General features: G+C 39.0%; 20 protein-coding genes. 2 read left to right on the top strand and 18 right to left on the bottom strand.

The annotated features are described in order from the left end of the window. Positions 1 to 33: 33 nt before the first annotated feature. Entirely contained in the window at positions 34 to 192 is a 159-nt protein-coding gene (locus NSQ59_RS03540) for a uracil-DNA glycosylase family protein (RefSeq protein ID WP_340829285.1), read from the bottom strand. 162 nt (positions 193 to 354) lie between these two features. Beyond that, on the bottom strand, positions 355 to 1,302 hold the full coding sequence (locus NSQ59_RS03535) for an aldo/keto reductase family protein (protein WP_055738287.1): 948 nt from the start codon (positions 1,300 to 1,302) through the stop codon (positions 355 to 357). A gap of 135 nt (positions 1,303 to 1,437) precedes the next feature. On the opposite strand from NSQ59_RS03535, the gene NSQ59_RS03530 reads away from it, so the two are divergent. Beyond that, the gene (locus NSQ59_RS03530; RefSeq protein ID WP_183102095.1) at positions 1,438 to 2,364 is read left to right on the top strand and encodes an NERD domain-containing protein; all 927 of its coding nucleotides are present in this window, start codon (positions 1,438 to 1,440) and stop codon (positions 2,362 to 2,364) included. A 734-nt stretch (positions 2,365 to 3,098) separates the two neighbouring features. Here the strand turns inward: NSQ59_RS03530 and NSQ59_RS03525 are convergent. Next, positions 3,099 to 7,448 (bottom strand): S8 family serine peptidase, encoded by a 4,350-nt coding sequence (locus tag NSQ59_RS03525; protein ID WP_340829278.1) that lies wholly within the window; start codon positions 7,446 to 7,448, stop codon positions 3,099 to 3,101. Between the two features lie 651 nt (positions 7,449 to 8,099). Between NSQ59_RS03525 and NSQ59_RS03520 the strand changes: the two genes are divergently transcribed. After that, positions 8,100 to 9,587, top strand: coding sequence for an MDR family MFS transporter (locus NSQ59_RS03520; RefSeq protein ID WP_340829276.1), 1,488 nt, complete (start codon positions 8,100 to 8,102; stop codon positions 9,585 to 9,587). Between the two features lie 463 nt (positions 9,588 to 10,050). On the opposite strand, the gene NSQ59_RS03515 is transcribed toward NSQ59_RS03520, so the two are convergent. The 15 genes from NSQ59_RS03515 to liaG all read right to left on the bottom strand — a co-directional run bounded on the left by NSQ59_RS03515 (position 10,051) and on the right by liaG (position 25,997). Next, entirely contained in the window at positions 10,051 to 10,959 is a 909-nt protein-coding gene (locus NSQ59_RS03515; protein WP_126647556.1) for an ROK family protein, read from the bottom strand. Between the two features lie 280 nt (positions 10,960 to 11,239). Continuing rightward, positions 11,240 to 12,517: a Gfo/Idh/MocA family protein gene (locus NSQ59_RS03510; protein ID WP_055738283.1), complete on the bottom strand. Its 1,278-nt coding sequence runs from the start codon at positions 12,515 to 12,517 to the stop codon at positions 11,240 to 11,242. 51 nt (positions 12,518 to 12,568) lie between these two features. Next, entirely contained in the window at positions 12,569 to 13,798 is a 1,230-nt protein-coding gene (locus NSQ59_RS03505) for an MFS transporter (RefSeq protein WP_055738282.1), read from the bottom strand. Between the two features lie 35 nt (positions 13,799 to 13,833). Then, the gene (locus NSQ59_RS03500) at positions 13,834 to 14,697 is read right to left on the bottom strand and encodes a metallophosphoesterase family protein (RefSeq protein ID WP_340829270.1); all 864 of its coding nucleotides are present in this window, start codon (positions 14,695 to 14,697) and stop codon (positions 13,834 to 13,836) included. A 274-nt stretch (positions 14,698 to 14,971) separates the two neighbouring features. After that, on the bottom strand, positions 14,972 to 16,012 hold the full coding sequence (locus NSQ59_RS03495) for a LacI family DNA-binding transcriptional regulator (RefSeq protein WP_340829267.1): 1,041 nt from the start codon (positions 16,010 to 16,012) through the stop codon (positions 14,972 to 14,974). 275 nt (positions 16,013 to 16,287) lie between these two features. Then, on the bottom strand, positions 16,288 to 17,250 hold the full coding sequence (locus NSQ59_RS03490) for a 2-hydroxyacid dehydrogenase (RefSeq protein WP_340829265.1): 963 nt from the start codon (positions 17,248 to 17,250) through the stop codon (positions 16,288 to 16,290). 271 nt (positions 17,251 to 17,521) lie between these two features. After that, the gene (megL, locus tag NSQ59_RS03485; RefSeq protein WP_340829262.1) at positions 17,522 to 18,706 is read right to left on the bottom strand and encodes a methionine gamma-lyase; all 1,185 of its coding nucleotides are present in this window, start codon (positions 18,704 to 18,706) and stop codon (positions 17,522 to 17,524) included. Between the two features lie 157 nt (positions 18,707 to 18,863). After that, entirely contained in the window at positions 18,864 to 19,658 is a 795-nt protein-coding gene (locus NSQ59_RS03480; protein ID WP_055741110.1) for a carbohydrate ABC transporter permease, read from the bottom strand. A 16-nt stretch (positions 19,659 to 19,674) separates the two neighbouring features. After that, the gene (locus NSQ59_RS03475) at positions 19,675 to 20,658 is read right to left on the bottom strand and encodes a carbohydrate ABC transporter permease (protein WP_055738278.1); all 984 of its coding nucleotides are present in this window, start codon (positions 20,656 to 20,658) and stop codon (positions 19,675 to 19,677) included. Positions 20,659 to 20,846: 188 nt separating this feature from the next. Beyond that, positions 20,847 to 22,097: an ABC transporter substrate-binding protein gene (locus NSQ59_RS03470; protein ID WP_340833126.1), complete on the bottom strand. Its 1,251-nt coding sequence runs from the start codon at positions 22,095 to 22,097 to the stop codon at positions 20,847 to 20,849. A gap of 578 nt (positions 22,098 to 22,675) precedes the next feature. Further along, positions 22,676 to 23,665 carry a nuclease-related domain-containing protein gene (locus NSQ59_RS03465; protein ID WP_340829259.1) on the bottom strand — a complete coding sequence of 330 codons (990 nt, stop codon included), beginning with the start codon at positions 23,663 to 23,665 and terminating at the stop codon, positions 22,676 to 22,678. 198 nt (positions 23,666 to 23,863) lie between these two features. Further along, positions 23,864 to 24,151, bottom strand: coding sequence for a hypothetical protein (locus tag NSQ59_RS03460; protein WP_126647512.1), 288 nt, complete (start codon positions 24,149 to 24,151; stop codon positions 23,864 to 23,866). 5 nt (positions 24,152 to 24,156) lie between these two features. Next, positions 24,157 to 24,549, bottom strand: a complete 393-nt coding sequence (locus tag NSQ59_RS03455; RefSeq protein ID WP_126647557.1) for an SHOCT-like domain-containing protein — start codon at positions 24,547 to 24,549, stop codon at positions 24,157 to 24,159. A 15-nt stretch (positions 24,550 to 24,564) separates the two neighbouring features. Then, entirely contained in the window at positions 24,565 to 24,927 is a 363-nt protein-coding gene (locus NSQ59_RS03450) for a DUF2089 domain-containing protein (protein ID WP_126647513.1), read from the bottom strand. Positions 24,928 to 25,139: 212 nt separating this feature from the next. Further along, positions 25,140 to 25,997: a LiaG family protein gene (gene liaG / locus NSQ59_RS03445; protein WP_340829255.1), complete on the bottom strand. Its 858-nt coding sequence runs from the start codon at positions 25,995 to 25,997 to the stop codon at positions 25,140 to 25,142. Between the last annotated feature and the right edge of the window lie 72 nt (positions 25,998 to 26,069).

The following is a 26,069-nucleotide window of genomic DNA, read 5'->3' as shown; positions in this document are numbered from 1 at the left end:
TCCTTCCATTTATAAAAACCAGTTTTCCATCCTCTAAAAAATAGGAATAAAGATGTTTGTTTCTTCAATCGCTTGTTGTAAGGTTTGGCGAGTTCCGCACACAAACGGATTTCCTTCTCTATCCTCTCTTGCCCCCGGATTATCAAGAATCACATAAATATCTCCATTTGGATTCCCTTCTCCCCAAATCATTCTGGAACCATGCTTATAAAGTCCTCATTTTTGGCAATCAGATACCTCTTTTGGAGTTATATCTTCTTTTAAGGTAATTGGTTTGAATACCATGGTTTTCACCTCCGGGATAGTATAAAAAAGCAGTGCACCCGTCAATATTGTGCACTGCTGATAAAAAGTTTATTTTAAAATATCTTCTATCTTTTCAAGAACATCATTAGAAAGCTCAATATCAATTGCTTTCACATTTTCTTCAACTTGCTCTGGTTTGCTGGCTCCGATTAGCGCACTCGCAACATTTGGCTGACGCAAAATCCAAGCTAACGCTAATTGAGAGAGCTTCACATCTAATTCTTTTGCTATACCATCAAGCTGTTTTACTTTCGTAAGTACATCTTCTGTAAGCATCCTTGATAAAGATCCATTAGACTTTGGATCTGTTGCACGTGTTCCTTCTGGAAGGTTTGCTAAATCAGTGTATTTTCCTGTTAAAATTCCTTGTGCAAGTGGCGAGAATACGATTTGGCTAAAGCCGGTTTTTTCGCCAAGCGGAATAATTTCCTTTTCAATATAACGATTGAACATATTGTATACAGGTTGGTTTACAACAATGCGATTTAATAAGTAACGATCTGAAGTTCCAAGCCCAAGCTGAATTTGCTGTGCCGTCCATTCACTGACACCAATATAGAGGACCTTCCCTTGACGAACAAGGTCATCAAGTGTTCGAAGGGTTTCATCAATTGCTGTTTCCGGATCAAAACGGTGGCAATAATAAATATCCACATAGTCTTTGTTTAGTCGCTTTAAGCTTGCATTAATCTGCTCGGTGATATGTTTTCTGGATAGACCTTGGTCATTCGGGCCGTCGCCCATTTTTCCGAACACTTTTGTTGCTAGCACATAAGATTCCCTTGGGTATTTTGCGAGGGCCTCCCCAACAATTTTTTCCGCTTCCCCGCGAGCATACACATTCGCTGTATCAAAGGAATTAATGCCTAACTCATAAGCTTTTTCAATCGTTTTCGTTGCTGTCTCTGAACCGATGGAATTACCATATGTTAGCCAGCTTCCTAAGCTGATTTCGCTAACCTTTAAGCCTGTTCTCCCAAGTTTACGATATTTCACTTTGATCGCCCCTGATTTTATAGATTATGTAACATAACTATTATAAAATTCTAAATAGACTAATTAAAATAAAATGCATTAAAATTGTGAATATGGGTAGTTTTTACTATAATGATTAAAAAAAGGATGTGGAACATGCTTATTAAACCTCGATATGAGTCCGTTGAATTAAAGCTTCTGCGATTTTTAAACACAAGGATGAATTTGTCACCTAAAGATGCAGGATATTTTTTAAACTTGGAAAAAGGATATGAAGGAGAATTAGTTTTTGATAAATGGTTAGAGAATCTTTCCGACAATTGGCTCATCATGAATGATTTATTGCTGGAAACCAATAATACCATCTATCAAATCGATTCCACCCTAATCTCTCCAGATACTATTTACCTATTCGAAGTAAAAAATTTTGAAGGTGATTATTACCTCGAGGACGACAAGTGGTATACCATTTCAGGAAAAGAAATTAAGAACCCCCTTCTTCAATTAAAGCGTGCTGAGTCTCTTTTTCGAAGATTGCTCCAGGATTTGCGATTTTCATTTTCTATTGAAGCATATGTAGTCTTCGTAAACCCCGATTTTTTCTTATACCAAACTCCTATGAATGTACCCATTATTTTTCCAAACCAGATAGATGGATTTATGAAAAAACTAAATATGCGATCACCAAGGCAAACTAATGGAACCTCGAAATTCGTAGAAAGGTTATCTTCCATTCTTTTAGAAGAATCCCCATATAAGAATTTACCTGGATATACCTATGACCAATTAAAAAAGGGAATAACCTGTTCGAAGTGTTTTGGGTTTGTTACTAGGATTAATGAAAACAATCTTATATGTAAACGGTGTGGCAAATTGGAGAAAATAAGTGAAGCGGTTTTACGAAGTGTGGAGGAATATAGATTTCTTTTTCCTGAAAAGAAAATAACAACTAATGCAATTCATGAATGGTGTGATTTAATTGAATCGAAAAAAACAATACGGAGGATTCTAAAAGAGAATTTTATCCTAATGCAACAAGCAAGATCTTCCTACTTTCAAATTCCTCCTTCCAAGGGTGATTAATCGTCGTAACCTAATTCTGTTACCGTTTTATATATAAATATTTCTAATTGGGGAATTGACCCGTAAGTTAATTAGCAATTTCTTTGAGTATCTATGTCTTTTTGCCAAGGCAATTCGGTTTTGTTACCAGTTTAATTGACTAGTAACTGTGATGGGCACAATTCTACTTCTATTGTTCCCGGGGGCACTGTTCTCTCTTGATTTCGGGCACGATTCTACAACTATTGTTCCCAGGGGCACTGTTCTCTCTTGATTTCGGGCACGATTCTACAACTATTGTTCCCAGGGGCACTGCTCTTTCCTGATTTCGGGCACGATTCTACAACTATTGTTCCCAGGGTCACTGCTCTCTCTTGATTTCGGGCACGATTCTACCTCTATTGTTCCCGGGGACACTGCTCCCTCCTGATTTCGGGCACGATTCTACTTCTATTGTTCCCGGTGTCGTTGCTCTCGCCTGATTTCAGGCACAATTCTACCTCTATTGTTCCCGGGGGCACTGCTCTTTCCTGATTTCGGGCACGATTCTACTTCTATTGTTCCCGGGGGCACTGCTCTTTCCTGATTTCGGGCACAATTCTACTTCTATTGTTCCCAGGGGCACTGCTCCCTCTTGATTTCGGGCACAATTCTACTTCTGAACTCGTGTTAACTCTATAACCATCTACCTCATTGCACAACACCTCCACAAAAAAACAAAACAAGGTGGTGCCAGGCACCACCCCATCTACATCTTATTTAATATAAAGTTTTCCAGCTGCAAGCTTAGTAGAAACGTTGCCATAATCATCTACAACTTTTACTTCGATTAAAGCTCCATCTGCTTTTGTCTTGTTCGGAACTGTCCAGTAGCCAACATAATGACCAGCAGATGTTTCCATCATTGGAAGTTCAGTTGTATTATCACTGGATGGAACATTCGTTAATGGCATGTGGATTGCAAATGTTGCTTTTAATCCTGGTTCACTGTCAAATTCGATTTTGACGGAGTCACCTTTTTTCAGATTCTTGTCTTTGTCAGGTAATAGATTTTGAATTTCTGGTGCTGTGTACTTTGCAAAGACGGTAACTTTCTTCGTTACTTTATTGCCTGCTTTGTCTTGTGCTACCACATTAATCACGTTTTCGCCTGTTTCAAGCAAGATACGTTTTGAATATTTTCCATTTGTTACAGTTGCTTTTTCGCCATTGACTTTAACAAAGTCCAGATTAGCATCGCTAACTGTTCCTTCAACAGTCACTGTTTCACGATTGGTCTTATCGTTATTTTTAGGACTGTCGATGGATAATGTTGGTTTTGTTTTATCATAAACCACTTTTACTGGTGCTGAAGCCTCAGTTGAACCGGAAGCAACGGAAGCTTTTGCTGTTAAAACATTATCCCCTTCTGAAAGGGTAACGTCTGCAGAGAATTTTCCATCTGCTGTTGCTTTTGTAGTTGCTACTTCTTTCCCATTATTATACACATGAACATCTGTTGTAGGAGAAGCAGTACCTTCAACCGTTACGGTTCCTTCATTCGTGAAGGAGCCATCTTTTGGAGAAGAGATTACTGGTACATCCGCTTCATAGCTAACGCGGGCACGGATCATGTAATTTCCTTCACTCGCAGGTGATTGTGACCATGCACCACCTACTAACTGCCAGCTGCGTTTTGCATTCGTACCGCTTTCATCTGTTGCAAGTCCCGGAGCATTTGGATTCGGATTCGATTGAATGTACACCATGTAGAAGTCTCCATTCACAGAAATTCCTTGAGAGGAGAGATCCACTACTGTCCATTCACCGTTACGAAGTGCCTTTGCATTAATAGGGCCTGCAATCTTCTTGCCTGGTGCACCATTAGAACCAGATGCATCCCAAACCTCTACTTTAAAATCTGTTCCGCCAGGAGTTGGCCAATCGGATGTCCAGAAGCGGAATACACCAGCTGTTACAATCGCAGATTTTTTGCCTTCTGGTAAGGACATTTTTACAGCCCAGCCATTGCCTGCATCATAGAAAGCATGTGCATTTTCTGCTGTTCCATCATCGTAGCCGATTTCACCGCCTGGGTAGCTGATGATTGGCACTAAATCAATATTTTTCTCTGTTGTTTCATTACCATTTACTGTTACAGCGATTTCTTGAGAATGATAGTACGGTGCTAAAACTTTTAACGTATAGTTTCCTGCATATGCGGTAATATCATAGTGACCGTTCGCATCTGTTTGAACAGGTGTTACGACTGCATCCTCTACAAGAAGAAGTGTTGCACCTTGTAAAGGCTCACCCGTAGATTTGTTTTTCACAGTACCGCTGATATGGCCTTTTGCTAATTCATGTAAAACAAAATTAGCAGTAGCAACGCCATCGCGTTCAATATTCACACGTTGTTGTTCAGACTGGAATCCATATGCTTCAGCTTGTAAAGTATACGAACCAGCTGCATGTGAAAATTGATATTCACCATTTGCCGGGTTTGTATAAACAGAGCGTCCTGTTTCTAGAACACTTACTTGCGCACCCATAGGCAATAGTGTAGGATTAACTTGTTCCTCTTTCGCTGGAGGAGCGTCCTTTTTAGGTAGTTCTGGCTTAATGGAAGCTGGATCTACCTTTTCTTTTTTAAGTGAATCTTTATCATCGCTTTGATCCACACCTAGATTTACTCCAGTCTTAGATCCTGTGCTGTTTAATGAAGTAGCCGAAAGCTTCACATCATCCAAATACCAGCCTGCTTTTTGAACACTTCCATCGGTTTTAACATTAAAGCCGATATAAATTCTTTGACCGCTGTAGTTGGAAAGATCCACTTCCTTATCTGTCCATCCACCTGATTGGCCATTTACTTGTAAAAGCTGTGTCCAGTTTTGAAGATCTGTCGAAACAAATACAGTACCAAAATCATATCTAGTCTCTAAGTCATACCAGTTTTTAAACTGTAAAAATGCATTTCCGGCAGGTAAATCGATAGGAGGCATCACAAGCGTCATGTTCGCACTATTATCGTAATTTCCTGCTAGATTTGTCGCATATACTTTTTGACCAGAAGCTGCACTGTTTGGTCCGGATGTTGGAACACCCCATTGCCATGAATCCTTTGTTCCATAGGAATACCAGCCAATTGGAGTGGATTCAAAGTCTTGGGAATAACCTACCGTGATTCCCGGTTTTACATTGACTTGATATTGCTCTGTAGTTACTTCATTATTACCAAAGTCATTGACTTTCCAACGATATTTTAAAGATGGTACAGCAATTTTATTCCCCGGAATTACTGCTTGATAATCACCGGATTTGTAGTCACCGGAAGTACGGGTAGCATCAACATTTTGCCAGTTTCCATCTTTATCTTGATATTGAAGCTTAACAGAAGAAACACTTACATTATCGGAAACACTAGCATTTAGCGTTAAATCCATGCCTGCATATGTTTCTGATGGTGCTTGATGAGTAATGGTTGGTGCTTCATTATCATTACCTTCTTTGGCAACTTGACCTTTCACTGTTCCTAGTCCACTTAAAACGGAAGAAACAGCATCGAATGCATTAACAAGTCCGTGTCCATACCCGTTGTTCGGAGATTGCGGGAAGGTGGAATCTGTTAATGGTGTTGCAGTATTCATTAAAATATCCTCGATTTGGTCTACTGTTAAGGACGCATTTGCTTGCCTTAATAATGCAACAACTGCCGAAACATGCGGACCTGCCATCGAAGTTCCATTCCAACCGCCTTCATATACTCCGCCTGGAACAGAAGAACGAATATTCACTCCAGGTGCAGACACTTCCGGCTTAATTTCACCGTATGGAGATGGTCCTTGTAAAGAGAAGTTGGCTAGTTTGTTGTTAATGTCTGTTGCACCAGTGGCAAATGATTCAGGATAGTTAGCAGGATTTGCTACTGAACCAGGTCCGCCAGGGTTGAACAAGTCTGTATTCCCCGCTGAAAACTCTGGGAAAATATCTGCTGCACGCCAGTTTCTCACCATATCGCGATACCATTCATCTAATCCCGGTCCGCCACCCCAAGAGTTATTTACAACATCAGGTGCCTTCTCAGGGTGAGGGTTACCTGCTGCATCCTTTGGAGCGATAATCCATTCACCTGCTCTAAGTAGATCTGCATCAGTTCCGCCAGCAGCTGTGAAAGCTTTTACAGCAATCCACTTTGCGCCAGGTGCCACGCCGATTTGGTTTGAACCATTAGGTTCAGAACCGACCATTGTTCCCATAGTATGTGAACCATGTCCTTGGTCATCATATGGAGTTGAACGCCCTGCAGTTGCATCAAACCAGTTCATTTCATTGTTTGGAGTATTTGGATTTGCCGGGTTATAACCACGGTATTTTTCTTTTAATGCCGGATGATCCCACTGCACCCCAGTATCGATATTCGCAATGACAGTTCCGGTTCCATCGATGCCCATTTCCCAAACTTGCGGTGCACCGACTCGCTCCACATTCCATTCAATACTGCTTGTTTTTGCTTTTGGCGCATCCGCCGTTTTTCCTACTGTTACAGATTCCTTTTTAGCCCCGGTTTTGGTTGCTGTTCCTCCATCAAACAACTGACGAGTTTCATTTGGAAGTATTTTTTCTACTCCTTCAAAATTAGCAATCTTTTCGGCAACTTCTTTCGTCGCGGTAACCGCAATACCATTTACGATGTAAAAGGATTCAAAATCCTTTACATTACCATTCTTTTTCTCTTTTTCTAAGTAGCTAAGTACATCATGCTGTGTTTCCATCGCAGTCGATCTTAATTCGGAAACAACCGCTGATCTTTTTGCAAGCTTTGCCTTTTGGGCGGTTAGTTTACCCTTTGAGGCCTTTTCAGACGCGTTTTTTGCGGCCTTAACCGTATCTGCCTGTTCTTTGAACTTGATTAAGAATGTTACCTTTTCATCCGCCTTAGTGAATTGCTTTAAAAGCCGGTCACTTAGCTTCACGCTGGATACATTCTTTCCATCGGAAACCGACGTATACGGTTTTCCATTCACTGCTGCCGCATTGGAAAAGCTTGGCGTGAGCAGTGAGGCAGATAGTAAGACTGTTGCTAGGACACTAGTAGTCTTTTTGAGACTTTTCTTTCTCAACATCTTTTTTCCTCCCCTCTATTTTTGAAAAAAGGTCAAAAAAATGACAACCCCAACCCTCCTTTTCTTTTTCTCCAATGATGAAGGTCATTGTTGTCTCTTTAAATGTATAAGTTTTGGCGAAAAAAATGTGTCAAAACAAGTCGCATTTTGTCAGACTTTTTATAAATGGTAAATAGGATGTAGCTTTAAATAATTTTATTAGACTAAAGAACTACTATCCTATTTTGGAAAACCACCATACTTTTCCACTTTTTTGAGTATTCACCCAATATTCCCCATTTGCATTCAACTAGTTCTAAACCTCCATTAATGGGAAAAATTAAATACATAAACAAAAAAATACTAATTTATACCTATATGTCTTTTGATTCATTAATAGAAATATGGTCTATTTAGGGGTATAGTCCCTCTTTTTGCACACAAATTTCATTAAGAAAATAGGGCTTTTTTCATCCATTGCATCGAATATGACAATGCTATTGTCACAACTTTCCGAAAATCAACACTATTATGCACATGGGAATAGTTATATTCAAAACATTTGAACGTCAACTAATTTATTTAACAAAGCTTTCCAAAAAATAATTGACATGTACGATAAAATAAAAAGATACTTATATTCATAAAGATTTAACTTAACGGAGGTTTAGAATGCACACAACTAATATACGTTCTGTAACGATTGCCCTATTCGTTGCGACCTTTTTAACGGCGATTGAAGGTACAATTGTCAGTACGGCAATGCCTACGATTGTCAGTGATTTAAAAGGAATTGAGCTCATGAACTGGGTATTCGCTATATACTTACTTACATCTGCGGTAACTGTACCTGTTTTCGGGAAGTTATCGGATTTGTTCGGAAGGAAGTTTATTTTTATTGCCGGAACCATCGTCTTTTTGATTGGTTCAGGGCTCTGCGGGTTATCACAGACCATGGAACAGCTTATTATTTTTCGGGCGATTCAGGGAATCGGCGCCGGAGCCGTAATGCCTGTTACAACCACGATTATCGGTGATATTTATCCTCATGAAAAACGTGCGAAGGTACTCGGATTTATGGGGGCGGCTTGGGGAATCGCCGGTGTTATTGGTCCTTTAATCGGTGGATTTTTCGTAGATCAGCTGTCCTGGCATTGGATTTTTTATATTAATGTGCCATTTGGCTTACTGTCTATTTTGATGGTCGTTGTCTCTTTAAAGGAAAAGATTGAAAAAACGAAGAAAAGTATTGATTTTGCAGGCTCGCTAACTTTTACCATTGGTATGCTTGCATTGTTATTTGCCCTGCAGCGAGGCGGGGAAACACATAACTGGACATCACCATCTATTATTGGAATTTTTGTCATTGCTATTGTATTTATCTTGGCATTTCTTTTTATCGAATCAAAAGTAAAGGAACCGCTAATCCCACTTGCCCTTTTCCGAATTCGTTCGATTTCTGTTGCCAACGCTGTTGCTTTACTAGGGAGTGCGGTCCTTATTGGTTTAACCGTTTATATCCCAATGTGGGTGCAAGGAGTTCTTGGGCATGGTGCGACGATTTCAGGTCTGATGCTTGCGCCATTGTCGATTACATGGATGATTGGTTCGTTCGTAGGAGGAAGACTCCTCGTTAAATATGGAGAACGGGTGACAGTTGCCATTGGTACGCTCATCATCCTTCTATCATCCATTTGGTTAATGATGTTTACGATTCACACTTCCGAGTTAATGTTTTATCTAATGTCCGCACTTGCAGGACTCGGTTTCGGGATGGTTATGACAATCACTACTGTTACCGTCCAATCATCTGTTGATTGGTCAATACGTGGTGCAGCAACTGCTTCCAATACCTTTTTCCGGACATTAGGTCAGTCAGTAGGTGTTGCTTTATTAGGAACCTATTTTAATTCCATTGTCACAGGAAAACTGCTGACTCATCGTGCAAATCCAGATGTCAATGCGGTCAATCTTAATAAGCTAATTAACCCAAATAGCGGGCAAGCTGTTCCTGAGGCTGCGCAAGCACCTTTGAGAGCTGTTATCGTGTCGGGACTTCATCATTTATTCATTGTCATGGTGGTGATTGCCATAATCGGTTTATTGGCCTCGATGTTTCTGCCAAGGGTAAAAGCAGTCGCGAAGCACATTGATAAATAACAGGTCAGTCCATTTGGATTGGACTTTTTTCAGTTACTCTTGAATCATGAAAGAACGATGTATATATGAATACAGCTTACTCAGGTCCCCCTGAGTAAGCTCTACTATTTACACCCAGATTTTCAGTTTCATCTTTTTAATCATTTCTCCATCTATATATCTTTCCTCATGTCCATTTAGTTCCTTCATCACACGCTCTTACTACAATACTAGTTGACGCGAATAATCCCGATGAGCTTGTACGTGGTTAAATTATAGAGAAACTTGCTAATTCAGCGGATTTTCCATTAATTCAGTTGAATTAATGAGGAATTCAGCCAAATTCGGCAATAATCCCGTCAGTTCCGATGATAATCCCGCCAATTAAAATTCGAACCACCCACTGCCACAAAAACCAATTAAAATTTGTCCACCACAGATGTACACTTCACCTTTTTGTCCATTCGCGGTGCCTGACACCACATCATTTTTGATATTCCCTATTCTTCTCTAGCGCACAATGCAGCGCACCTTGAAGGCCAGCATCCCCTTTATAGTGACTGGGCTTTAGGCGAGTGCTCATGCCCTTTTGAATAGGATTATCTGATAAGTGCTCCAGCTCTTTTTGAATTAGCTTTAAAAATTGTGGCTGGTTATTGATGACCCCTCCACCAACAACGATGACATGCGGGTCTAATACGGTAAAAAGTTGGTGTAATCCACGGGCAATATATTTCGCCGCTTGCTGAACTACAATTGCCGCTTTTGGATCAAGTTCTTCATATAATTCCATCAGTTTTTTTGTTGTCATGGTAGGATCCCCAAATACTCTTCTTGCTTTTGCTTCCATTGCAGGTCCAGACGCAAGGGATTCTAAAGTTTGCACTTCATCCTTATCCTCCATGACGGAAAATCCAACTTCACCTGCTAAACCACGCCCGCGAATAAATTTGCCTTCATGTAAGATACATCCCGATATCCCTGTGCTAATAGTGACATATGCAAAGGTTTCCTTCTCCAGCATCTGTGCCTTCCATTCCCCAAACGCAGCCATATAAACGTCGTTATCCATGATAATGCTTGCATTGGGAAAAGCGGATCGAAGTCTGTTCGCCAATGGGAAGTTTCGCCATGGCAGATTATTTTGAAACACCGCTACTCCATTTGCAGCGTCTACTACACCCGGTACACCTAGTGAAATCACATCAATCTCCTCATATGTGATTTTTCCCTGGTTTAATACATCAAAAAACGCTGTATGCAGGCTTTCAAACATTGCCTCTGCATCATGAGAAGCACTTTTCACTTCCACCCGGCAATTAATCCTGCCACTTCCATCAGAAAACCCTGCAGCAATTTTCGTTCCGCCAATATCTGCTACGAGTACATTCACCAATATCACACCCTTCCTTCACGGAAAATTCCAATAATTCATTCGACATGAGCATCTTTTCGTGACTTAACCTTCCTTTACGAAATTATAAGCATGCAGTTCCTATCTCTCCGAGCAACCCTTTTTATGACAAAAATTATTTAATAAGTTTAGTCACTATTTAGCAAGCAACCTGCGGGTAGAACATCACTCGCGAATTATTTCGCTGTGTTACTAAAATCTTGCATCGACATCTACGAAATCCGTACCCTAGAGCTGCCTGCGATTCCGCTTTTCTTACTTAATTAGAACCAACCTTAGATTGAAGAATCTCATTATAATAGTCTTTCAGTTCAATAGATTTACCCTTTTGCAGGCGTGAATCTTCTGCTGCAAACGCCATTAAATGACTCTGTAAAGATACGCTAGCCGAAGATAAACTTTGTCCATCCGTATAATTTTTAACCTCGTTTATGAAGTTTTTTACAATAGCTGTATCTCCGCCACCATGTCCGCCAACAGGTTCATGTAATTTAATAACGGTTTCCTGTTTGGTTAAAAAATCATAGATGGAGATTTCATTATCCTCCATATTGCCGATGATTTCGCCTTTCGTTCCCATTACTTGCACTCTTCTAGTCTGGATTCTTGTGAAACCGCACATGCTAAAATTCGCTGTGATTCCGCCTTCAAATTCCATATTGACCACTTGATGATCGACAACATTATTATCCGAGCGGTACACACATTTTCCGTATGGAGTTGTTTTTAGAGCCTTGATAATTCCTTCTTTTGTAAAGTCTTCTGTAAATTTGCGTGCCCAGCCTTTCCCTTCACCTAAATAATACTTTCCAGCATGGAATGGGCACACATCTTCGGCCGGACATCCATCCAAACATCTTTCCGGTGCTCCTTCAGGTGCATTTTTTTCATTAAAATGCATTAAGGATCCATAAGAGCTTACCCGTAAGCAAGGCTTGTCAATAATATACGAAAGAATATCCATATCATGACAGGATTTTTGCAGTATCATTGGACTTGATTTCTCTTTGTTATTCCAATTGCCCCTGACAAAGCTATGTGACATATGCATAACTTCTACATTTTCACTTAATTGAACGGATGCTATATCGCCAATTTTACCTTCTTTAATTACCTCTCTAATTTTTGACCAAAAATCGGTATAGCGAAGGACATGACAAATCGTTAGCAACCGGTTCTGCTCTTTCGCAACTCTTTCCATCTCAATACATTCCAAAGGATCGGGAGACATCGGCTTTTCCAGCAAAACATGATAACCAGCCTTTAACGCCGTAATCGTTGGATGAAAATGATAACGGTCTAGTGTACAAATAATCGCTACATCTGCACGTTTCGGGCCATTTAAAAGCTCCTCCCAAGATTCAAAACAATTCTCATCGGATAAATGATGTTTGGCAGCAAAATCATTGCGGCGCTCTTTATTAGGTTCCGCAACTGCGATAATTTCTAATTCATGTGGATTTTCTAAAGAATAAGGAGCATATGCTCTTGCACCTCTATCCCCCGCTCCAATTAATACCGCTGTAATTTTTTTCATTTGTTACACTCCTTTTATAATGTTTAGTTGGGTTTCGGCTCGCCCCTGAATTTATTTAGTAGATTGCATTAAAGCCGCCGAATTTCCCTCTTTTTTCCACACATATATCCAATAAGAAAGAAGGGGCACGATGATGATTACCGTTAACCAGAAAAGCCACTTGATCCCATAAGCATCAATAATGACATATCCCAGTAATGGTCCTAAGGCAGAACCAACATCAACGAATAATGTGTAATAGGCGATGACGGTAACTTGCGATTTTCCTGATGCTACATCTGTTGCAATGGAATCACTCATCGTTATTAACAAAGTGGTTGTCAGTTGAAATAAAAATAAGATGAATATAAATATAGACATGGATATTTTTAATGGAAAAATAGTGAAACAACATGCCGCTGAAAATAGCGCAATGATCAATAATGGAATTCTGCCCCATCTGCTATCCGAACATCTTCCAAGATAAGGTGCTAGGAATGGCTCCCAGCTGGTTCGAATTGCTTGAATGATACCGGTAATAGAGCTTGCTCCTATAGCTAAACCGAACACTAGCCACTTTTTCTCCATATGAAAATCCATGAGTTTACTTAAAGTAGATGCAAACACTCCGTATACAATAAACGCAGATATTAATCCCGTTGCAAAGGAAGATAGGATTCGTCTATTTCTCCAAATCAATGAATCTTTCTTCTTCTCTTGTTGTACTTCCACACTCTTTGTATTTGGAATAAACCCTAAAATAAACGGGATACTGCAAATACCTGCAATAGAAAACAATGTGGTGATAGTCCGGATGCCGATAAGATCTGCAGATAACCCACCAAACAGCATTCCAAACAATGTTCCAAGACCCCAGAGTCCATTATATAGTCCTACATTTTGACCCCTAGTTCGGGAATTACTGCAGGATATTACCGTTAAATAGCCTCCTAATCGGAAGAAAGACCAAGCTATCCCCCAAAAAAAGCGAGTCAGAAGAAGTGGCCAAAAGCCTTTTAATACACCATATGAAAAGGTGGATATAACAGCTAGCATAACCGCAATTAATATACCCGAACGTTTTCCGATTCTTTTGTAGCACCATCCGACAGATGAATTAATCGGAATCCGAATTAGGCGATTAGCTGATAATAGAATACCCACTTGCCATAAAGACTCTAGTCCGAAAAACTTCCAATATAAAGGTAAAACAATAAAAAGCATTTCGTTGCCCAACATACAGACAGCTGTTACTAATGCAATGACAACAATCGGCTTTTTGGAAGACAGTGTCTCACTCATGGTGTTTTTGTCCCTTCTTCCATAGCAAAATAAAACTATAGTGGAATATTATGCTGATATTCCGAAATCCATTGCTTTTTTGTAAAATCTCGTCCCTTGATCACAACTTTATCTGTATAGACCTGTAAATACAGTCCTTGACTGCCAGTAGAGTCAATGACTTTTTCATGCCCTTCTCCATCTGGCCCCCATATATCATAAATAGCCCCTGTGTTAATCATTGTAAAAGGTTCTTTTACTATGCTATTCGGGAACCGAAGATCAAAATGAGAGTGGCCGGAAAAATAAAAAACATTGTCTATTCCCGATAAAATATTCTTTAATTCATCGGATTGAATAATTCCTTTTTGGTAGTATTCTAAAAGATCGGTACCATATAAAGAATATGGGAGAGGCTGATGTAAAAATACAAATACTGGCATATCGCCTTGCCTGTGTTCCTCCATCCTCTCAGACAACCAGTCTAATTGTTCCTCACTTAATACGGCTGAATCCTTTGTGATCGTGCCAACAGGTCCCCAACTCTCAGAACCTAAAAAGATAAATGGATGCCCTGCTATCTTTCTTTCATAATAAACCTTATCCAATTTACTAAATTCTAAGAATCGTTGAATAGAAGGCACGTTCCCATCATTTTGGAAAAATTCATGATTTCCAATCGTAAAATACATTTCTTGCGTGTGTGGGCAGCTTTCCAAAACTTCCGATAATTTTTCATAGCTTTGTTTTTTGCCGTCAGCCACCAAATCCCCATTCATAATTAGAGCAGAAGAATTTTTATCAAGTTCATAAAGATCCTGTAATGCATGTGCTAATTTTTGATGGGACAGTTCATTTTCATTAGTTAATTGAATATCACTAATCACAGTAAAGGAAAATAACGGTGTTTCAGATTTCATAGTGCCCTCCCAAAACTAAACCAATTTGCAATGCTCTTGTTTGCTATTAATTTGTTCTGTTAAAATTACGTTTTAAAAGAAAGGATATGTGAGCGATTACAAATCAATTCTAATCATCCCCCTTTATCTAAATGAAAAATACAATTCTTTAATTAAGCCAAACGTTTTCCAAAAATACACCTTTTATTGTTATAAATAGTTGCAAATTGATTTTCCTGATTTTATCCAAACGTTTTCCCGAAAGACAAGATATTTACTTTCCAATAAATATCCTTCACTGAATAGTGGATTCACGTTTTACTAATTGGTAGGGTAATAAAATTCTGATTGGGAGTTTTACCCTTTTCTCTACTTGGTCAATAATAGTTTTAGCAGCCATTTCCCCAAGTTCATATTTAGGAATGTCTATGGTGGTGAGAGGCGGTGTTGAATACTTGGACATTTCTATGTTATCAATACCTATAAAGGCGATATCATTTGGAATTTCCATATTATTTTCTATTACAGCTCTCATCGCTGCAATCGCCATCATATCACTTGCACAAAACATGGCTGTGGGAAGATGTTTAGGACTTTCCTTAATAAGCTTGTTCATACCATTATAGCTTTCATCAATGATCCATTTCGTATTAATAGTCCATTCAGAACGAACTTCCAGTCCCGCAGCTTCCATCGCTGTTTTAAAACCTTTGTAGCGCTTTTCACCATCTAAATGCTCAAAATAGTTTCCAATACCACCACCAACAAATCCAATTTCACGATGTCCTTGTTGGATAAAATAATTAACAGCCATTTTCGCTGCAGCCTCACGATCATAGTCAATAACCGATATATTTTTGTCCGTATAAAAGAAATCTAAGCCGACAACAGGCAAGTATTTCATAATATAATCTAAAATACTTGTTTCAATCGGATCAATTAAAATGAAACCTTCTATTCCTGATTCGTGAATTATCTTTATAAGCGAAGTTTCGTTATGAAGCTCTTCTTTATAAATGTTAATCAATGTATAGTTGGCATTGGCTAAAGTATCCCTGATTCCGGAATATATTCTCGAAAAATAAGGATTAAACTCTGCAAACTTCGGGTCTGCAACCCAACCGATTTTCATTGTTCTTATTTTTTTCTTTTGATGATTATTTGTTACTAAATTACGTGCATTTTGGTTAGGAATATAACCTAATTCTTTTACCGCATCCCATATTTTCTTTCTTGTTTCAGGATTCACATTGCGAGTAGGATCATTCTGGATCACTCTTGATACGGTAGATATCGATACACCTACATATTCTGCAATATCTTTAAGTCTTGCCACTTGTCTAACTCCCCTAGAAATAAAATAATCCTTTTCAATAGAATACCAAAAGTATTGGCATATTGTTATGAATTGACACTAAATTTTTAAGGCAAATATCCCATTCTAGGGTTAATATTTTTTACATCTGCTGGCTATCTTTATATGTTTGAAAATTTCAATTAGTTAAAATATACCTTTGTCTATATTTGGCTGTCAACAGTTTTTTCGAAAAGGAAATATGCCAAAAACGTTTAGCCCTTTTATATCCATTAATTATGGTCAAGTTTTTTTCATCAATTTACACGAGTTAATGCTGCTTCCCCGTTTAAAACACAAATCAAGTTTTCTGCCGCTAAGTCAGCCATTTTTAATCTTGTTTTTTCACTTGCACTGCCGATATGCGGCAAGGTGACGACATTAGGCAATGTGAGAAGCGATGAATCTAAGTTTACCGGCTCTTGTTCAAATACATCCAAACCTGCAGCCCATATTTCCCCGGTCTTTAACGCATCAAAAAGGGCAGCCTCATCTACAATTCCCCCTCGGGCAGTGTTAATGAGAATTGCTGATTTCTTCATTAATTTCAATTCTTTTTCACCAATGAGATGATGCACTTCTGAACTATAAGGGATTAAGATACTGATATAATCCGATGCTTGAAGCAATTCCTTAAGCTCCATATACTGGATCCCCATTTCTTTTTCCATAGCAGGTTTACGAGAGCGATTATAATAAATGATATTCATATCAAATCCTTTTGCCCGTTTCACAAGTGCCTGCCCAATTCTGCCCATTCCGATAATTCCTAAAGTAGCACCGTATATATCCTGTCCGGTTAATTGCATCGGTGACCACGTCTTCCATTCACCGTTTCGCAGATAATCAGATGCCTCCACTACTCTTCTCGCGGTTGCCATTAATAGTGCAAAAGTGAGGTCCGCGGTTGTTTCCGTTAAAACTCCTGGCGTGTTGGTTACAATGATGCCTTTTTCTGTGGCGGCTTGAATATTGATATTGTTATAGCCGACGGCCATATTGGCAATTACTTTTAATTTCGGTGCGTTTTCGATTACTTCCTGATCAATAGTCTCTGTTAGTAGACAAAACAAACCATCCATTTCTTTGACTTCCTCTATTAAAATCTCTCTTGGAACTGGTTGGTCCGTTTTATCCCACATTTTCACCTCAAATTTATCTGCGAGTTTTTTATAGATGACCTGGGGGAGTTTTCTAGTAATATATACTTTCTTTTTCACCGTTTTTCACCTCAAAAGTTGGATAATTTAGTCTTTTCAGCAAGTATACTCCCTAACCCGGATCGTGGAAACTAGAAAATTACTCTTTGAATAACAATCATTACATTAGTTTTAAAGAAATGGACCGATCTCTTTGGGAAATAGCCCGAAACTCACTTCAAACGGACCGAAATCAATAGTAAACAGCCTGACTTAAGTCTATTGAACAATAACTCTAGTAACTTCCATATGCATAAGGCAATGTACAAAAAAGACAGGATCCTATCCTGCCCTAAAAGCTCAACGCTTGATTTAAATCCTCCCAAATATCCTCCCATGCTTCAAGCCCAACAGATAAACGAATTAATGTATCCGATATTCCCATTTTTAAACGTTCCTCCTCAGGGACAACCGCATGTGTCATCGTAGCAGGATGCTGAATGAGCGTCTCTGAATCTCCTAAACTGACGGCAATTTTGATAAGCTTGCAGCGATTTAAGAAGCATTGTGTGTCCTGCTTTGTACCGTCCACCTCAAAGCTGATCATCCCGCCTGGATATCGCATCTGTTTCTTTGCTAACTTATATTGAGGAAATGATTCATCCCCTGGATACAGCAACGTTTTCACCTTTGGATGTTCTTTCAGCTTTTCAGCAATTTTCCTTGCATTGTCACAATGGCGGTCCACCCGAACCGGCAATGTTTTCAATCCGCGCAGCAGCAACCAAGCATCAAAGGGGCTCATGACTCCGCCGATATCCTTAAGGGTTGTCATCGCCATTTTATCCATCTCCGCTTTACTTCCAATCACAAGGCCCGCAATGACATCGCCGTGACCGCCAATATATTTTGTCGCACTATGAATGACGTAATCACAGCCTAAAGCAAGTGGTTGTTGAAGATATGGCGAGCAAAATGTGTTATCCACTACCACAGGAATATTTTTCTCCTGTGCAACCCTAACCACCATTTCAAGGTCCACCAATTTCATCGTTGGATTTATCGGAGTTTCTATATAAATACAGGTTGTGTTTTCTTTAATATATCCTCTCACTTCCTCTTCGTTTTCAAAGGAAACAAGATCATGACCGATTCCAAATTTCTTTTCCATCAGTTGAAGCAGTCCAAATGTACAACCGTAAATTCCTTCTGAGCATAAAATATGGTCACCGGTTTTCGTTAAGTGAAAAAGAGTCGCTGAAACAGCCGCCATTCCCGATGAGAATGCAAGTGCAGCCTCCCCGCCTTCAAGAGCAGCAATTCTTTCCTGTAAGACGCTAACCGTCGGATTTCCTAATCTGGAATAAATATAGCCTTCCGTTTCACCGGCAAACCGTTTCTCCCCAACTTCTGCAGTTGGAAAAGTAAACGTGGACGTTTGAAAAAGCGGCGGAACAAGACTGCCTTGAAAATCTAATGACTCATATCCAGCATGAATAACCTCTGTTTCAAATCGCTTTTTATCCTTCAAACTCATAACCTCCTATAATACTTCCTATATATCTATAATATGTTAAAAAATCCGGAAATGAAAGCGTTTTCAATAATACGAACTTTTTTAACGAAACATAAATTAATCTTCGTTTTTTTAAAAACATAAAAAACAGCTAGCAATCTCGCTAACTGTTTCTTTGTTACCCTTTCACTGATCCTGCCAATAGTCCTTTCACAAAATACTTTCCTAAGAAAATATAAACCAATAAGGTTGGAAGTGCTGCGAGCAAGGCACCCGCCATCTGGACATTCCATTGGACAATTTGACTTCCGGATAGGTTTTGCAGAGCAACCATGATAGGCTGTTGATCCGAGGTTGTGATCGTAACCGCGAATAAGAACTCATTCCAAATATTCGTAAACTGCCAAATGGCCACAACAACGAATCCTGATAAAGATAATGGTATCATAATGTAATAGAAAATCCGCAAGAAACCTGCGCCATCTATTTTGGCTGATTCAATCATCGAAAATGGTATATTAGCATAAAAATTCCGGAACATCAGTGTGGTAATCGGAATTCCGTACACGACATGGACTAAGACCAATCCTGGGATCGTATTATATAAGCCAATATTTCTTAAAAATTGAATCAGTGGGATTAATATACTTTGGTAAGGGATAAACATCCCAAATAAAATGGCTGTAAATAAGATTTCCGAGCCTTTAAATCTCCATTTAGATAGGACATAGCCATTAAGTGCTCCTAACAAAGCAGATAAAATAGTTGCCGGAATTACTAGATATAGAGAATTCATAAAATTTGGCGCCAGTTTTTCAAAAGCTATCCTGTAGCTGCTAAAATCGAGTGCCGTTGGGAGCTTCCACATGTCACTTAATGTAACCTGATCAAGCGGCTTGACACTTGTCACCAGTATGACGTAAACGGGCATAAGGAAAAGTAAACATAGAACGATTAAAATTAAATACAGCATTGGTTTGGATAATCGTCTAAGAGCCACTTGAATCACCCCTTCGACTTAGGATTAAATATGGAACAATGAAAATCGCAACCGTCAGAAGCATGATAATCGCAATAGCAGCTCCATTTGCATAAAAATTGCCGCGGAATGTCGTTTCAAACATATAGACTCCAGGGACATCGGTTACGAAGTTTGCACCCGGCCCTGTCATCGAATAGATAAGATCAAAGATTTTTAATGAAATATGCGCCATAATAATAATGACACTCACCGTAATAGGGCGTAATAGCGGAATGATGACCTTCCAATATACTTGAAATTCCGTCGCCCCATCCATTCTTGCAGCCTCTTTTAACTCATCGGATATCCCACGAAGTCCTGCTAAATACATCGCTAAGGAGAATCCGGTCATTTGCCAAACTGCTGCAATGACAACCGCAATAATGGCGACTGGCGCACCAACTTCTATTTGCCCGAGCTTCACACCTGCTAAAACATGTGTGTCTGTATACCATAACGGTTCGATTCCGAATTTTTTTAAAAACAAGTTCACACCCGTAGATGGGTTTAAAATCCATTGCCAAACAACACCCGTAACGACAAAGGATAGAGCCATCGGAAAGAATAGGATGTTTCGGAAAATCGATTCACCGCGAATTTTTTGATCAAGAAAAATCGAAAGAACAAGACCTAGAATAAGAACTATTCCAATAAATAAGATGGTAAAAACAACGGTATTGCGTACATCTGATAGGAACCTGAAATCATGAAATAAGAATATAAAGTTCTTCAGTCCAGCAAATGAAAAATCAGGAACGAGTGTATTCCAATTACTTAAAGATACATAACCCGTCCAACCGATAAATCCGTAGACAAAAATGGCGATTAAAATAATCGACGGTAATAAAAATAATAATGCTAAAGTGTGATCCACCGAAAATCGCTTTTTTCGCTTCGGCTTCGTTTTAATGACGGGAGAAGCATTTCCCCGGGCAACACTAGGTGATTCCATACTCTACCCCCTTATTCACTAATGAAAAAGAGGGAGAGTTACCTCATCCTCTTTTTCGCAATTACTTGATATGATCAAGCTCCAGTGCCATTGGCAAGCAAATTTCTCCCTACGATAAGCCAACATTGGCTCCTTTATCTAGCCTGACGGGAAATCCGTACGCTGGAGCTGCAGCGCTAATGCTTTTCTTATTTCAAATCACCAGAAGCATTTTTCAAGCTGCTGATAAATGCATTAACATCCTTTTGTGTAACGAAAATATTCACTGCTTGGTTTACCTTTGTAAGGAATCCCTCTGGAGCAGCTGAACCGTGTGCTAAGCTTGGCGCAAGCTGTGCTGATTTGAAGTCTTCCATAGTAGCCTTACCATAGTCATCATATTTTGAAGCGTCCGCATCCACTCGAGCTGGAATGGAGCCTTTTAATGGGTTGAAAGCATCTTGACCTTCAACAGATCCAAGCAGGCCTAAGAATTTCTTCACGTCTGCTACATTGTCTACGCCTTTAGGCAAGCCAAATGTATCGGAAATAATCATAAACATTCCTTGAGATTCAGGAGTTGTTGTATAACCAAAGTCTTGATTTAATTTCAATTTTAAATCGTTAACAAAATAACCTTTTGCCCAGTCTCCCATCACGTTCATAGCCGCTTCGCCTTTTGCGACTAGCTGTGAAGCATCTTGCCAATTGCGAGAACTATGGTCCTTGTTCACATAACCCATCATCTTTTTAAAGATTTCCGCTGATTCCTTTACCTTTGCATCATCTAAAGGAATTTCACCTGTCCAAAGTTTTTTATAGTCATCTGCTCCAAGCTTGGCAACGAGAATATTTTCAAAAATCATCGTTGCTGCCCATGGTTCTTTATCCCCTAAAGCAAGTGGAGTAATGCCCTTCGCTTGTAAAGCATCTGCAACCTTGAAGAAATCATCAAATGTTTTAGGCGGTTGTAAGCCATTATCATCAAAAACTTTTTTGTTGTACCATAAAACGTTTCCTCTATGAATATCCACTGGAACGGAATAGATATTTCCATCTTTGCTGATCATATCAATCAAAGATTGCGGAAATTTATCGTCCCAACCTTGTTCTTTATACAAATCATTTAATGGTTCCATTTTTCCCGCTGCTACCCAGCTCGCATTCAATTCTGCCCCAGCATGAACCTGGAAAGTAGATGGCGGATCATTTCCTTGCATTCTGCTTGCAAGAACCGCTTTCGCATTTGTCCCTGCACCACCTGCAACAGCAGCGTTATTCACTTTAATGTCTGGATATTTATCACCAAATAATTTCAATAATGCTTTCAGACCATCTTCCTCACCAGCACCTGTCCACCAACTGAAGATTTCAAGCTCTTGTTTCTTGTTCTTTTTGCCGCCGTCACTGTTCGATTTGGAGCTACAAGCAGCAAGTGCAAAAACAAGAACCATTGCCATTGCAATGAGAAGCCCTTTCTTTTTCACTTCATTTACCCCCTTTGATTTTGCAAGCGTTATCTTACTCTTTTAATTTATCAAATTATTTAAAGGAAAATATTTGTAAGCGCCTTCACTATTTTGCGAATGTCTGTATTTTTTTGTGGTCGGTTTCGTTAAAGTTTATGGGAAGTACTGGGGAATTTTGTGAATATGCCAAACTTTCTGGAGTGAGCGACGAACTTTTAGTGGATTTCACCCAACTTTTTCGGATATCCTCCGAATTCCTGTAAGGAGCTGAGGTTTTCTGTAAAAACATATACTTTCCTTCCATAAGAAAGGCGTAAGTGTAGAGGCCCGTATTAGTAGTTTTCAATCACTATTAGCCGTCACTCTCGGTCTATTAGCCGTTATCCTATTCTATTAGCCATCACGCCGCTCTATTAGCCGTTATCCTTTTCTATTAGCCATCACGCCGCTCTATTAGCCGTTATCCTTTTCTATTAGCCATCACTCTCGGTCTATTAGCTGTTATCCTTTTCTATTAGCCATCATACAAAGTTTATCTTTTTTACACTTAGTCTTGAATTTCTCATAAATCACATATCTAAGAGTTTTCGAAGCTGCTCTACACTCAATTCATATTCCCTATGCCTAAGCTCGCCTTTATATGGGAGATTGAGGGACTTTAGCATTTTTGAAGCCATATGAACGGATGATACTCCCGTGAGTTCCCTAAACTTTTGATTCGTAATTTTAGAATCTTGAAGCAAGGTATAGTCCATTAAGAGTTTGAATAATGCCTTTTTATCTGTTTTTCCGCAGATAGTGCAGGTCCAATTTCGTCTGATTCTTTTAATAGATAAATGGTTACAACCCTCACAGTAAATACCGGGCAAAAGTTCTTCTTCACTAATTTGAAATTTCTCCATTACCTTAGGCCAAGCGGGTGTGTGCAGTTTTAACAGCAGACGTGTAACTTTCTGTATGTCTTTTTTGTCTAAAATTGGATTCCGGAATTTTTGTTTAACCATATCTAACTTGGATCGAATCGCGGCAGGGCGTATAACTTTTTGGGAAACGGCAGGATAATCCGGATTAGGTTTGATGATGGAATTCGGGCTGGTGATCACTACAAAGGAGGTATTCGGAACTCGAGGTATAGAGTATTTTTCCAACAAAGCTGATAAAAAATATTGTTGATTTTCCGCCTGAACAATCGGATTGGGGAATATGTCTACTTTGCCATCCAATGTTCGCTCTAGCTGATTTGGATCGAAAAATAGCTCTCCTAAAATGTATTTGCCCTCCAAAATGGTAAAAAAGCTAGGGCTTAGGATAAGGGTATCAATTTGAAAGAATGCTTCGTTTGAGATCGGAAGACGCAAATCATGAAAAACTGTATACTCTTCACGATTAAAAAGACTTTCAACATAGTAATCTAGACTTTGCTCTCCACGAAATCCCGCCCATCGCCTAGATAATTCCTTTTCGATGTCATTTCTTTTAGGATGAGTTTGTGGGATTCTCCTTAATAGAGCCTCAAGCATAAAAATAATAATAGGAATGGTTCGTAGTTTCTTAACCAATCCATCACCTCCAAAATAATAGTATATAATAGGTCTTCTACGAAACATCCCTTTTTCCTCTTTTTTTAAAACAAAAGCTTTGTTTATGATGATTGTTGATTCCAGCCTATCGTGTACACATTAGGCGGTATGTACGCCAACAACATTATTTAACAGAGCCAAAACAAAAAAAGACACTCCCTATCGGAATGCCCGCATCTATAATCTCACAATGACCTCTGTTCCATCTTTATCTTTCACATCAACGATTGTTAAACCGCGATATCGTTTGAGTTCTCTCAATAAGTGTTTAACTTCTTTACGATCAATGGATGCGGGAATAAACGATTTTGCGTTTTCCTCCGCATTTTTCCGGATAAACGTATTATTCACATATTTCCACAGCAAAGGTGAAGAGGCAACCCATCCACCTGCCTGTAAAAGCGCATAAGGTAGTGGAACCGTGAATTCCTTCTTGTCTTTAAGTTTCACTTTCACTTTTAGCATGGTAATCACTCAATAACGACAGAGACTTTTTCGCCCTTCTCAGTCTCGATATCGACAATCTGACCGGACAATTCATTTTCAATTGCTTCTAAAATCAATTCCACATCAAGAACGTTGATATCTTTCACGTACTTAGCGGATTCAGGTATTGCCGATGCGATGCTAAGTCCTGTTTTTAACGCAACTTTGATTAGCCGTAATGGCAAGTTTACATTTACTTTGTCGCCTTCCTCGGAGAGTACACGAATTTTCAACATTTTATCGAGGTAATTCGACCCTTTGACCGTAGCCGGAGTGGAGTCTTTTTCCTTTAATGCTTGAATTAGTTCCGTAGCCTCATTCGAATCAAGTTTTCCTTCTTGAACCATTGTAAGTACCTTTGTAATTTCTTCTTTCATCATCTAGTTCCCCCTTTAATTCCCCTTTATGATTTTTAATGCTTCCTCTGGAGAGATTTCTCCTTTTTCAAGCATGGTAATTACTTTCTTATCATCTATATCGCTTTTCTTTTCTACATACCCAAGTGCAGAAACAACTTCGTTCAACTTACCGCGTACAGTTGGGTAAGAAATCCCCAATTCTTTTTCAACTTCTTTAATATTTCCGCGGCTCTTGAGGAATATTTCTATAAAAAATAGCTGTTCTTGACTAAGGGCTGCAAACTTGGATAGCTCAAATTCATTCTCAATGGTTGTATGACAATGCGTACACTGTAATTTTGTAATTTTCAACGCTTCGCTGCAAACAGGGCAATTGGTGATTAGTGGGTAAGCCATTTTTATCCCCTCTCTTAATATTATTAATATGATATTACATATATTAAAAAATGTAAACAAAATTTATTAAAATTATCAAGTTGCGAATTAAAATAATTAACTAACCCTGTGCTATTCTTTTAAAACATGTTTGATTATCCCATTTTTTGTCTTCTACTTATAAGAAATACAACAAAAAAAAAGACGACCCACCAAAAGGGTCATCCCAAAAATTAATATATACTTACTTTCCCACTGGATGCAGTGACATTAATCTTATACTTTCCTGTTCCATACGAACCACTTATTCTATGTCTACTGTCAAACCCATTTTCGAGCGGAAACTTACATGATAGGATTCCGCTGCTGACATTTCCATTCAATGTAAAATCGGAGTCCTTAGGGAGATCCAGATTCAGAATACCCGAGCTAATTTTAACATCAATCTGATCATTTAATTGGTCCATTTGGGCTTTAAACCTTCCAGACGATAATCTTGCATTCAACTTTCCTTGGTAATGATTTATGTCGACATTTCCTGAGCTCATCTTAATCGTGGCATTTCCGGCAGTCACATAATCTAGATTAGCATTTCCTGAAGAACCTTCATGATGATACGATTCAATATGGAGTTTTTCCAAATCTACCATACCCGATGACATATCAAGGTTTAATTCCTTTAAATTCATGGGATGTTCTTTAGAAGGGCCAGAAAAATGCAATTTTCCCGAACCAATGTTAACAGCCATTTTTTGATTAAAATCCTTAGGTATATAAATTTTTAGCTTTTTCTTATCAAAAAAATTAATACCTTCCAACCAGCTGCGCACTAATGACACTTTTACAGTATCTCCACTTTTTGTTACCTTCAGTTTTCCTTTGCCCTTATATTCTGCTTTAACATCCTCCCGATTGACCGGAATAACGGAAACGTCGGCAGCTGATGCATGAATATCAATTACCTCAATATTGTGCATGGACGCTGCCTGTGTTTCTTTACTACCAAACGGAAACCAAGATACCCTTTGCAGACTCAACGCAATGATATAAAAACAAGCAAGAACAGCTAAAAATGCAAGTAACTTTTTCATAATAGTTCTCTTCCCCTCTAATATTATCTTAACTATTATGGTAAATGGTGTATTAGTTTTCAACAATGCACC

The organism is Margalitia sp. FSL K6-0131 (assembly GCF_038008735.1).
Classification (GTDB): Bacteria; Bacillota; Bacilli; order Bacillales; family Bacillaceae_C; genus Margalitia; species Margalitia shackletonii.
The sequence above is the reverse complement of the archived record's forward strand: the minus strand, read 5'-3'. Positions and strand labels throughout refer to the sequence as shown.